At 41.9% G+C, this 12,579-nt stretch carries 8 protein-coding genes and 1 pseudogene; 1 reads left to right on the top strand and 8 read right to left on the bottom strand.

Annotated features, from left to right (window positions below; all coding sequences use genetic code 11):
• Positions 1-6: 6 nt before the first annotated feature.
• The 6 genes from ctaG to cyoE all read right to left on the bottom strand — a co-directional run bounded on the left by ctaG (position 7) and on the right by cyoE (position 6,173).
• Positions 7-885: a cytochrome c oxidase assembly factor CtaG gene (ctaG, locus tag NST39_RS07675; RefSeq protein ID WP_012009845.1), complete on the bottom strand. Its 879-nt coding sequence runs from the start codon at positions 883-885 to the stop codon at positions 7-9.
• A 30-nt stretch (positions 886-915) separates the two neighbouring features.
• Complete coding sequence (gene ctaF, locus NST39_RS07670) at positions 916-1,245, bottom strand: cytochrome c oxidase subunit IVB (protein ID WP_044142009.1); 330 nt, start codon at positions 1,243-1,245, stop codon at positions 916-918.
• Positions 1,246-1,247: 2 nt separating this feature from the next.
• Positions 1,248-1,868 (bottom strand): cytochrome c oxidase subunit III, encoded by a 621-nt coding sequence (gene ctaE, locus NST39_RS07665; protein WP_003210862.1) that lies wholly within the window; start codon positions 1,866-1,868, stop codon positions 1,248-1,250.
• Positions 1,868-3,739: a cytochrome c oxidase subunit I gene (ctaD, locus tag NST39_RS07660; protein ID WP_106065228.1), complete on the bottom strand. Its 1,872-nt coding sequence runs from the start codon at positions 3,737-3,739 to the stop codon at positions 1,868-1,870. The genes ctaE and ctaD overlap by 1 nt, the downstream gene beginning before the upstream one ends.
• Positions 3,740-3,909: 170 nt before the next feature.
• Positions 3,910-4,977 (bottom strand): cytochrome c oxidase subunit II, encoded by a 1,068-nt coding sequence (coxB, locus tag NST39_RS07655; protein ID WP_003212202.1) that lies wholly within the window; start codon positions 4,975-4,977, stop codon positions 3,910-3,912.
• A gap of 278 nt (positions 4,978-5,255) precedes the next feature.
• The gene (gene cyoE / locus NST39_RS07650; RefSeq protein ID WP_341027749.1) at positions 5,256-6,173 is read right to left on the bottom strand and encodes a heme o synthase; all 918 of its coding nucleotides are present in this window, start codon (positions 6,171-6,173) and stop codon (positions 5,256-5,258) included.
• A gap of 392 nt (positions 6,174-6,565) precedes the next feature.
• On the opposite strand from cyoE, the gene NST39_RS07645 reads away from it, so the two are divergent.
• The gene (locus tag NST39_RS07645) at positions 6,566-7,489 is read left to right on the top strand and encodes a COX15/CtaA family protein (protein ID WP_341027746.1); all 924 of its coding nucleotides are present in this window, start codon (positions 6,566-6,568) and stop codon (positions 7,487-7,489) included.
• Between the two features lie 40 nt (positions 7,490-7,529).
• Here the strand turns inward: NST39_RS07645 and NST39_RS07640 are convergent.
• Both NST39_RS07640 and pyc read right to left on the bottom strand, forming a co-directional pair.
• A pseudogene (locus NST39_RS07640) lies at positions 7,530-8,964 on the bottom strand (cryptochrome/photolyase family protein).
• Positions 8,965-9,062: 98 nt separating this feature from the next.
• Positions 9,063-12,509, bottom strand: a complete 3,447-nt coding sequence (pyc, locus tag NST39_RS07635; RefSeq protein ID WP_341027744.1) for a pyruvate carboxylase — start codon at positions 12,507-12,509, stop codon at positions 9,063-9,065.
• Positions 12,510-12,579 lie beyond the last annotated feature (70 nt).

Raw genomic sequence — 12,579 nt, 5'->3', positions numbered from 1 at the left:
CTTTTTTCATTCATATTTTGGAATCAGGGCATCTGGTACGGCATCTTTCGCTCTTTCTTTTCTTGCCCAGTCAAAGAAGACAACAGCAAGGATCGAGCCGTACACAATCTCCTGAATAATTTTCATCAAAATCGCGCCTAGCTGCTGGTCTTCTAGCAGCGGCAAGGTATGGAACATTTCAGGACCAGTGAGCGCAAGACCTGCCAGCGTATCACTTGGTACGCATAGATGCAGCGCCTGTATCCAAGCACCAGCATCAGAATAGGTTGCATAGATCGGTGCCTCACTAAACATGATAAGTGCACACGCAGGAGTCATTAATATCCCGTCTGCCATGATATAACCAAGCTTTAAAATGCCTGTAATCTGAGGCTGACTTTGGACTTTATGAACGAGCGGCCACCACATGAAAAAGGCAGCGATAAAAATGACCACTGTCATCAGCGCATGATAAAACGGATCTGTTTTCACAAAGTCAAACACAAGCGGAATATGGTACATCGAAAACAAGCCGTTAAACCCAAGCAATGCAATTAAAGGCTTGGAAAACAAACGAAACATCTGCTGAATGCCTGGTGTTTGTATGATCCGCTCCCAAATGGCCGCAGGTAATCCTGTAATAAGGAGAGGCGGAATGACTAAATAGAGCACCGCCATTTGCGCCATATGTGCACTAAACATAATATGCCCCATTAAATCAATCGGGCTTCCTTTTACGGCGTATAACAGAACAAGCCCCGTCAGAAACAACGTTTTCTCTTTTACCGTCGCACGATGCTTCCCCTTTGTCACAAGAAGCAGATAAAGAGCAGCTGCTATGACAATACTAGTCAAATAGTAAGGGCTCCATAATGCCCGAAATCCGAATATTTCTAAGTTCTCCATTGCTGCGCCTCCTTCAAGGGCAAAGCGGGCTTACCACCAAATAATGGTCAAAAAGGCTAATACGGTAATAAACGCGACAAACACACCTGAGTAAAGAAACAATGCGGGTGTTTCATGCCCTTTTTGGTTCATGTGCATAAAATAATAAAGCTGAAAAGCCACCTGAATAACGGCAAGCAGTAAAATAAATGGTACTGCGAACCAGTTTCCTACGTCTTCAGAAGCGATTGTTAAAAAGGCAACAAAGGTTAATCCAATCATCAAGCCGAAAGAAATGAGCTGATGCTTCATTTCTTCGGCATTTTTCTTTTTACGGTATACAAGATCGACTTTAGACTGATTTGTGCTTTTATTTCCCATTCTTATCCCACCATTCCCATTAAATATACAACGGTAAAGATGAAGACCCACACAACATCAATGAAGTGCCAATACAGACTTGCCACATAATATTTCGGCGCATTGTATAAATCGAGTCCGCGTCTCATATTTCGAATCATAAGAGCGGTAATCCAGCAAAGTCCGAAGGCGACGTGAGCCCCGTGAGTTCCTACAAGTGTATAGAAGGAGGAACCAAGAGCTGAGCTGGTAATGGTAAAATCATACGCATGCACATAATGATAGAACTCATAAATCTCAACCCCTAGAAATGATGCACCTAATAGCACAGTCACGCCAAGCCAAAGCTGCATCTTTTTAAAGGCAAAGTTTTTCATATGATACATTGCATACACACTCGTTAAACTGCTCGTCAAAAGAAGCATCGTGGCAATAAAGACAAGTGTGAGATCAAACATATCCGTTGTTTTTGCTCCGCCTGCATTAGAGTTTTTCAGCGCCAAATACGTGGCAAATAGCGATGCAAACAAAACGGTTTCTCCCCCAAGAAACAACCAGAACCCGACGAACTTATTCTTTCCTTCTAACGTGGCTTTCTCAGGAGAAGCCGGAAAAGTTTCTGCTGTCATTTTTTGTGGTTCCATTATGCTTTCACCCCTTTATCATCGTCATCGGTCAAATCTTCTTTGTGAATATGGTACCCATGATCGTCTTTAAGAGAGCGAACCAGCATGGTCGCAAATGTAATGCCAAGACCAATGAGAATCACTGGAAGCCCCCAGCTATGCTCTTGACGATACATGAAGCCAAACGCTGACACAAATAGACCGAATGAGATAATGACAGGTAAGATGGAATTATTCGGCATGTGAATATCATCGAGCGGTTCAGATGCTGTCATTCCTTTTTTGCCATCCATTTTTTCAATCCATAATGGATCTAGTCCTCTGACAAGTGGAAGCTGTTTAAAGTTATATTCTGGCGGAGGTGAAGACACTGCCCATTCAAGCGTTCTTCCGTCTCCCCAAGGATCGCCCGATACACGCTCTCCTTTTGCTGTCGTCCAGATGACGTTAATCAGCAGAATGACAACAGCTACAAACATAAACAGCGCCCCAATCGTACTGACCAAGTTCCCAAGGTCTAACCCTTGACCTGGCAGGAATGTAAAGACTCGGCGCGGCATGCCCCAAAGACCTAGGAAATGCTGAATAAAGAAAGTTAAATGGAAACCGATGAAAAATAGCACAAAGCTAATTTTCCCAAGCTTCTCATTCAGTATTTTTCCAAACATCTTCGGCCACCAGTAATGCACACCAGCTAAAATACCGAATACGACCCCGCCGATGATGACGTAGTGGAAATGCGCCACGACAAAATACGTATCATGGAACTGATAATCTGCTGCAGCTGCTGCAAGCATGACGCCGGTTACCCCGCCAAGTAAAAACGACGGTATAAAGGCAACGGAATACAGCATCGCCGTTGTAAATTTCACATTACCGCCCCATATGGTGAGCAGCCAGTTAAATACTTTAATTCCTGTAGGCACCGCGATTGCCATTGTCGCTACAGCAAAGATCGCATTGGCAATTGGACCAAGTCCTGTTGTGAACATATGATGCGCCCACACCATGAATCCAAGGAAACCAATCAATACAGTCGCAAACACCATGGACGAATAGCCAAACAACCTTTTTCTTGCAAACACTGGAATGATTTCAGAAAATATTCCGAATGCTGGCAGGATTAAGATATAAACTTCTGGGTGTCCGAAAATCCAGAACAAATGCTCCCAGATGATTGTATTACCGCCGAGCTCAGGATTGAAAAAGCTCGTATCAAACATTCTATCAAGCATCAGCATCGCAAGCCCTGCTGTAAGTGGCGGGAATGCGAATAAAATCAGTGCTGAGGCGACAAATGTCGTCCAAGTAAAGAGCGGCATTCTCATATACGTCATCCCAGGCGTTCTCATATTAATAATCGTTGCTAGAAAGTTGATTCCGGCAATTAGCGTACCAATACCCGCTATCTGCAACCCTAAAATATAGAAATCCATGCCGTGTCCTTCTGAATTCAGCGTGAGCGAAGCGTATGCAGTCCAGCCTGCATCAGGTGCCCCGCCCATAAACCACCCAAGGTTTAAGAAAATTCCTCCGAAAAAGAACAGCCAAAAACCAAGTGAATTCACAAATGGAAACGCTACGTCACGTGCACCAATTTGAATAGGTACAACCGCATTCATTAATGCAAATAAAAGCGGCATTGCTGCAAGGAAAATCATCGTTGTTCCATGCATCGTCATGACTTCATTGTAAAACCCTGCACTTACAAAATCATTTTCAGGGATGGCTAGCTGAATACGGATTATCATCGCTTCCAGGCCGCCAATTAAAAAGAAAAATCCCCCTGCCACTAAATAAAGTACGGCAATTTTTTTGTGGTCAACCGTCGTCAAGTAATCCCATAAGACAGCGCCAAACCCCCGCTTTTTAGCTATAGTACTCACCATGAAATCCCCCTCTTATCTCCCATTTGCCCCTTTTCATATAGATGTCTATTTTAACTTTACACAGACTGTGTCTGACAGATGGCTATTTCTTGGTTGTAGAGACATATTCGGGAGCTTTTAACAAAAACTTCACATCGATTACATACCCTTTTACACATGCTTATTAGAAATTACTCGATTTTAAGTCCTTTTAAATACTCATAAAGTGCATCTGCTTCTGAGTCATTTAATTTAGGGTACGTCCCTGTCATTTTATTCCCTGGTTTAAAGCTCTCTGGATCTTTCAGCCATGCTTTTACGTTTTCTTTGTTCATGTCTTTAATTCCAGCTACTTTCGTTCGCTCTCCGAAGGTTGCAAGGTTTGGTGCTGTCCTTGCCGCTTCCGGCCGTTCATCCCCAGGCTCAACTGCGTGACAGCTCAAGCAGTTTTTCTCTTTAAATAATTTTTCACCTTCAAGGGCGAGATCTTTTGTGGATGTAGGCTTCTTGTAATCAGCCATTTTTTTCGTCCATCCTAAAAACTCATCTTGAGAAAGCGTTTTAACTTTAAAGTCCATTAAAGCATGTGAGGGACCGCAAAGCTCCGCACATTTCCCGTAGAAATATTCTCCTGCATCTTTCGTTCGTTTTGAATCAAAGGTTAAATAAAACTTGTTTTCATTGTCTGTGTTTGTATCAATTTTACCGCCAGCCGATGGAACCCAGAAAGAGTGTTTCACATCAGATGCTTTCAACTTAAAGTAAACCTTTTGATCTGTCGGTACAATCAATTCCTGACTTGTGACAATCCCATAATCAGGGTATTCGAATTCCCACCAATATAAACTGGCTCTTACATTGACAACAAGTGTCTTTTCAGGATCTCGTTTTTTCTTATCCATAGCGCTTGTATCCCCAAGCTCAAGCGTGTATGCCACGACAGGCACAACGAGAATAATGAGGAGAAGAATCGGAATCGCTGTCCACGTAATTTCTAGGTTACGGTTCCCTTCCACCTGCTTTGGAATCGTATCTTCTCCCACTTTAGAACGTTTGAATTTAATGATGACGTAAAAGAAAATGATCGATACAACAATGACGACAAGAACCATAATGAGTGTACTCAGTACCGTTAGGAAAAATTGTTTATCTGCTACTTCCCCAACTGGTTTGAGTGTTGATAAGTATGGTTCACCACAGCCCGCCAAAACGAGCGTCAATAAGAGAAACAGTGAATAAACACGCCATTTTCTTATCATAATTTGTCCCAACCCCTTTTGCTTGATCTCCTTTGCCTTTCGCTTTTTACCTCTTATTTATAAAATCACTTTTCACCCATCCATAACCCCCGCCTCTTATAAAAGCACTTACATTTCCTCTTTTCATAAAAAAATGATGTTTTTACTCAAAATACCATCTATGTATAAACAGAAAGCCGCCTAAATAGAACTGAATATCAGGCGGCTTTCATAGTTGTTAGAAAATGTTGTGTTATAAGATATAGCCTTGTTTTGATGTGATCAAAGTGTATTTTACTCTAGAATAGTGTAATAATAATCATCGAAACGAAAAAGATGGTTAAGTAGTTTAATGAATAAACGAACATGAGCGTTGACCACTTCATGACGTCTTTCATTTTAAAGCCCATAAGGCCAATGGCAAGCCATCCAATATTCAGCAATGTGCCAAGTGCGACAATCGGCCATCCTAATCCACCTAGGAAAAATGGAAGTGGGAGAAGACATGCTGTCCAAATGATAATTTGGCGTTTCGTGACTTCAAAGCCATAAACAACTGGCAGCATTGGAATACCTGCCTTACGGTAATCTTCCGTTTTCTTAATTGCAAGTGACAGGAAGTGCGGGATTTGCCAAATGAACATAATCATAAACAAAACCCAAGCCGTTGTATCGATTGTACCTGTGACAGCTGTCCAACCGATTAATGGCGGCACCGCACCAGATACACTTCCAATAACGGTATTAATGGTGTAATGACGTTTAGACCACATGGTGTAAAGAACCGCATAAGTAAAGACTCCGATAAATCCAATTACTGCTGATGTTATGGTTGTCATCAGAAGCATGATGAGTCCAAGTACTACAAGCAAAATACCAAATGCATACGCTTGCCCCGGCTGAATTTTACCTGTGACGGTCGGTCTTGTTTTTGTTCTTTCCATAACTATATCAATATCACGGTCAAACGCATTATTAATGGCGCATGAACCGGCAATAATAAGAGAAGAACCAATCATTGTTAACAGAACAATATCAAGATTCCCAAGGAAACTCATCCCTGTAAAATAAAAAGCAAGCCACATTCCAGTAAATGTTGTAATGAAGTTGGAATTGACGATGCCCATTTTAATAAGTGCAAGAAAATCTTTCAAAGCTGTTGTTTCTTCTATTTGTCCATGAATAGCTGCTTCCGCGGCTGTTTTGGAATTTGCCAATGTGTATAACCTCCCTTGCCCAAACCTTCAAACTAACAATAAAACGTAAAATCGTTACAACTCTATCATACAAGATAAAGAGCTGTAAAAAAACATCCTATTAAATAATAAACGACAAACTTGAAGTTATTTGTGAACGTTTCGTGAATTTATTAGGATATACGTGTGTTCAGAAGGCGGTGCAATATGAATTATTCTCTCCTCTATTTCTATCAGACTGTGAAAGAAAGATCAAGCACTCTAAATCTGTAAACTTTGTGAACTAACATATCATTTTTTTGTGAACTTTGGTCTTTATGAATTGCAACAGAACACGCATTTGGCTTAAACTTGAGAGCATGTGAGGTTTTTCATTTAGATCAGAAGATTTTTAGAGAAGGTGAAATAATTTGATGAAATTTGCTTTAAGGTTATTGAGCGTGATCACAACGTTTGTGATGCTGATCGTTTTGATTGGTGGTGCGCTTGTGACGAAAACCGGCTCGGGTCTTGGCTGCGGCAGGCAGTGGCCCCTTTGTCACGGTCGTTTCTTCCCTGAAATGAACCCTGCTTCCATCATCGAATGGAGTCACCGCATGTCAACAGGGGTTTCCACCATTCTTGTACTGGCACTGGCGGTCTTATGCTGGAAAAAGATTAGTCCAGTATTCCGTGAAACCAAATTTTTGGTCATCATGTCGATTATATTCTTACTTCTACAAGCGCTGTTAGGGGCTCTTGCCGTCGTGTTTGGTTCTAACGCACTTGTGATGGCACTGCACTTCGGTATTTCACTGATTTCTTTTGCTTCAATCTTACTGCTTGCCCTTCTTGTGTTTGAGGCAACCAGATCTGAAACAAAGCTTGTGAAGCCGCTCCATATCGGAAAAAGAATGCAGTTCCATATTTATGGCTTGATCACATATACGTATATTGTGGTGTATACGGGTGCTTATGTGAGACATACAAAATCAAGCCTTGCTTGCTCTGTTTTCCCGTTTTGTTCAAAAGACGGTGCACTTCCAGCATACTTTAATCAGTGGGTCCAAATGTCTCACCGAGCAGCAGCACTTCTTTTATTCGTCTGGATATTTGTTGCGATGTTCCATGCCATGAAACATTATAAAGATCAGAAGCAGTTGTATTATGGATGGATCATTTCAGCCATTCTGATTACACTTCAAGCGATTTCAGGTGTGATGTCTGTGTATTCTCAGCTCGCACTAGGTTATGCGCTGGCTCATTCATTCTTTATTTCCTGTTTGTTTGGAGTACTCTGTTACTTCTGCTTACTCATTGCCCGGTTTAAATATGAAAGCAAAGAACCATTCAAATAAGAATTTGTATCCCCCTTTCTTGCGGAATGGGGGATTTGTTTTATTGTTGTTTTGCTTCTTCAAATAGCGAAATGGCTTTTTTGCGTCTTTCCTGGTGGTCAACTGACGGCAGCGGATATGTATCACCTAGCACACATCCCGATTTCAATTGCTCATCAATCGGCATTTTACTTGGTTCATGAATCCATTTTTCATCGACATGCTCTAGCTCTGGTACATATTTTCTAATAAATTCCCCGCTCGGATCAAATCGCTTTGACTGAGTGGTCGGGTTGAAAATACGGAAGTACGGCACCGCATCTGTTCCGACCGAGGCTGCCCACTGAAATCCTCCGATATTTGACGCCTCATCATAATCAACAAGTTTTTTTTGCAAAATACGCTTCGCCTTTTCTCCAATCAATCAAATAATCCTTTGTTAAAAATGAGGCTGTAACCATTCGCAAGCGGTTATGCATCCAGCCCTCCTCATTTAACTGTCTCATCCCTGCATCAACGAGCGGAAAGCCTGTTTCTCCTTTACACCAAGCTTCAAACAGCGTCTCATCTTCTTTCCATTTCATCTCTTGAAACGCCGAATTGATTTCTTTTTCTTTCATCTCAGGATAATGCGCATAAATCATATGATAAAAATCGCGCCATGCCAGCTCTTTGATAAAAGTCTCTCTGCCCTCGTCTTCATAGAGTGCTTCTTCATATATCGCATGGAAGATCATTCGAATCGAAATAGTGCCTGTTTTTAAAAAACGCGACAGCTTGCTCGTTCCAAAAACTGACGGAATATCCCGTTTTTCATGGTAACGCGTTAATCTTTTTTGGATAAAGTGATGAAGCGTGTTCATCGCTTTGTCTGAGCCGATTTGATCAAACTTCCTTGAGCAGCCCTTTATCAATTCTCGCAGTTTGTCATTTCCTTTTTGCGAAAGTGACTCATCACAAATCGTATGCTCGCTGCTGAAAAATGATTTGTCAACTTTTATCACAGGCTGCTTCTCTTGCTTCCGCCATGATTGATAGTATGGGGTAAACACTTGATAATGTGACCCATCTGCTTTTAAAATATCCCGCGCCCCGTGAAGGTGTGTATCTTGCCATGTTGACACATGAATGCCCTTCTTTTCTAAAAAATCGGTTACTTGCTTGTCACGCCTTTGGCCCATACCCACTTCATCTTCATTAAAAAAGACGGCTTTGATGTCATACACATCCATGACCTGCTGAAAGGCGCGTAGGACATCATCATGGAGAAGGTGAACATACACTTGAGATTCTCTCGCTTCCTTGACGAAATGCGCCAAGTTTTGAAAGAAATGTTCGTTGTTGATATCCATTTCCATTTCAGTAAAAAATGGATCTAGATGATATAGAGCCAATAATTTGTACTCATGTTTTTTTGCATATGTGATCGCTTTTGATAAGGCGATATGATCATCCAATCGCATATCTCGGCGAAACCAAATCACGACAATTTCCAACTTTCTTCACCTCAATCTATAGTGTAATCACTCTCGCAGGCTGCTGCACATTTTAATGCGCTCAAAAAAGACACATCACGATGGATGTGTCCCACTTATTATTCAGGCTTTAAAACAATCAGCAGATCTCCGGTTTGAATCGGTTCTCCATTTGTCACATGTATTTCATCTACGACCGCAGTGAATGGGGCTTGTACAGTCGTCTCCATTTTCATGGCTTCATTGATCATCAAATGCTCACCTTGCGAGATTTTCTGTCCTTTTTCCACGAGCACTTTGATGACAGTGCCTGGCATTGATGCGGCAATGTGATTTGGATTTGAACGGTCCGCCTTCATTTTTTCTTGAACGGATGATTTGATGCTTTCATCCTTAATCACGACTTCACGCGGCTGTCCATTTAGCTCAAAGTAAAGAACTCTTGTGGCATCTGGATTCGGTTCTCCAATTGACACGAGTTTAACAATGAGGGTTTTTCCTTTTTCAATTTCTACCTCTATCTCTTCACCAAGCCTCATCCCGTAGAAGAACGTTGGTGTGTCAAGAACAGAGATGTCTCCGTAGCTTTCTGCTGTTTGGACAAATTCAGAAAAGACTTTCGGATATAAGGCATACGCAATCGCGTCTTGCTCTGTCAGCGTCAGGTCATGAGATTCTTTGAACTGCTGCTGAATAGCTTCAAAGTCAACTGGCTTCAGCTTTTCACCAGGTCTGACAGTGAGCGGTTCTTCTCCTTTTAAAATCAGCTTTTGCAATTTTTCAGGGAAACCGCCATGCGGCTGGCCTAAATAGCCTTTAAATAGTTCCACAACAGAATCCGGGAAGTCTAAAGTTGCTCCTTTTTCATAGACATCTTCCTCTGTTAAATCATTTTGCACCATATAAAGTGCCATGTCTCCGACTACTTTAGAGGATGGTGTCACCTTCACAATATCACCAAACATGTCATTCACACGTCTGTACATTTCTTTTACTTCGTTCCAGCGGTCGCCAAGTCCGACACCTTTCGCCTGCTGCTGCAAGTTACTATACTGACCGCCAGGCATTTCATGGTCATAAATTTCTGTATGCGGCGAATTCATGCCGCTTTCGAACTCATGATAGTATTTTCTGACAGAATCCCAGTATTGAGAAAGGTGTTCGACAGATTGGACGTTCATGTCTGGCTTTCTCTCATGTCCATCTAAAGCATAGTACAGTGAGCTCGCACTTGGCTGCGATGTGAGCCCCGCCATAGAGCTAACGGCCACATCAACAATATCAACACCTGCATCAATTGCCCTTGCATAGGTGAACAGTCCATTTCCACTCGTATCATGTGTATGAAGATGGATAGGGATGGTCAGTTCATCTTTTAAAGCAGATACAAGCTCGTAAGCTGCCTGCGGCTTTAATAATCCCGCCATATCTTTAATACCTAAAATATGTGCACCGGCAGATTCAAGTTCCTTCGCAAGAGAAACATAGTATTTAAGGTCATATTTCGGACGAGATGGATCAAGAATATCCCCCGTATAACAAATAGCTGCCTCAGCCACTTTGCCTGATTCACGAACAGAATCTATGGCAAGCGTCATGCCTTTGACCCAGTTTAAGCTATCAAAAATACGGAACACGTCAATGCCTGCCTCAGCCGATTCCTTTACAAATGCTTTAATTACATTATCTGCATAGTTTGTATATCCGACAGCGTTTGATGATCTTAAAAGCATTTGGAACAAGGTGTTCGGAACTTCTTGACGAAGCTCTTTCAGCCTTTCCCAAGGATCTTCTTTTAAGAAACGATACGCAACATCAAATGTAGCGCCGCCCCACATTTCCATACTGAATAGCTCTGGCCATAACCCTGCTGTTGGCTGGGCAACTTTCTTTAAATCGCGAGTTCTGAAGCGGGTCGCAAGCAGAGACTGATGCGCGTCCCTAAAGGTTGTATCTGTTAAAAGGACGCTCTTTTGTTCTTTCACCCAATTGGCAAGGCCCTCAGGTCCATGCGCATCTAACAATTGTTTAGTCCCAGATGGCATCTCTTGCTTGAGAGGAAGCTTCGGTACAATAGGCTTGTCAAAATGAGGCTTCTTTTTCTCCGCAATACCAGGGAACCCATTAATGGTCACGTTACCAATATAAGTCAGCATCTTCGTTCCACGGTCTTTTTGTTTAGGGAAATTAAATAGATCTGGGGTTGAATCGATAAACGACGTATCGTATTCCCCTTTTAGAAACTTCTCATGCTTTGCCACGTTTTCAAGAAACGGAATGTTTGTTTTAATTCCGCGAATCCTGAATTCCTGTAAATTACGGACCATTTTAGCAGCAGCCTGATCAAATGTGAGCGCCCATGTGGACAGCTTGACCAATAATGAATCGTAATAAGATGTAATGACCGCACCTTGGAAGCTGTTCCCAGCATCTAAACGTACACCAAATCCCCCACCTGAACGGTAGGCCATAATTTTTCCTGTGTCCGGCATAAAGTTATTTAAAGGATCCTCTGTCGTGACCCTTGATTGAATGGCAAATCCATGTGTGAAGATATCTTCTTGCTTTGGTATTCCGACTTCATTGCTATGGAGATCATGGCCCTTTGCGACAAGAATTTGGGTTTGTACGATATCGACACCTGTGATCATTTCTGTGATCGTGTGTTCCACCTGTACCCTAGGATTGACTTCAATAAAATAAAACTCACCATTTGCGACTAGGAATTCTACAGTCCCAGCGTTAATATACGACACATTTCGAGCCAGCTTAACAGCCGCTTCGCAGATGTCCTCACGTAATTGATCTGTAAGAGATACACTTGGCGCAACTTCAATGACCTTTTGATGACGCCTTTGGACAGAGCAGTCACGCTCATATAAATGAATGATATTGCCGTGATTATCACCAATCACCTGCACTTCAATATGTTTCGGATTTTCAATCAGTTTCTCAACATATACTTCGTCATTTCCAAAAGCAGCTTTCGCCTCTGACTTTGCACGGTCATAGCCTTCATTCAGCTCCTCTTTTGATCTGACAATCCGCATACCTCGGCCGCCGCCGCCTAGTGAAGCTTTAATAATAAACGGGTAACCGTATTCTTCACCGAATTTTTCGACTTCTTTGACCGAATCAACTGGTCCGTCACTTCCTGGAATGACTGGAATTCCAGCTTTTTTCGCTTCTTCTCTTGCCTTTACTTTATCTCCAAACATATCTAAATGCTGAGAAGTTGGACCGATAAATTGAATGCCTTCCTCTTCGCATCGTCTTGCAAAATGAATATTTTCAGATAAAAATCCGTAACCTGGATGGATCGCATCCACATCATTTCGTTTTGCAATTTCGATGATCCCCTCGATATCAAGGTAGGCATCAATCGGTTTTTTTCCTTCTCCAACTAGATATGCTTCATCTGCTTTATAGCGATGATAAGAGCCCGAGTCTTCTTTGGAATAAATGGCTACTGTACGTAAATTGAGCTCCGTACAGGCCCTGAAGACTCTGATAGCAATTTCCCCTCTGTTTGCAACTAGAACCTTTTGAATTGTTCTCTGTGACATTTCTCACTCCTCCATATCCCTTAAAATTTTATATGTACTCTATAATAAAGGAAGAAATGAAAACTGTACA

The organism is Bacillus sp. FSL W8-0645 (assembly GCF_038007905.1).
In the GTDB taxonomy this organism is placed as follows: domain Bacteria; phylum Bacillota; class Bacilli; order Bacillales; family Bacillaceae; genus Bacillus; species Bacillus pumilus.
The sequence above is the reverse complement of the archived record's forward strand: the minus strand, read 5'-3'. Positions and strand labels throughout refer to the sequence as shown.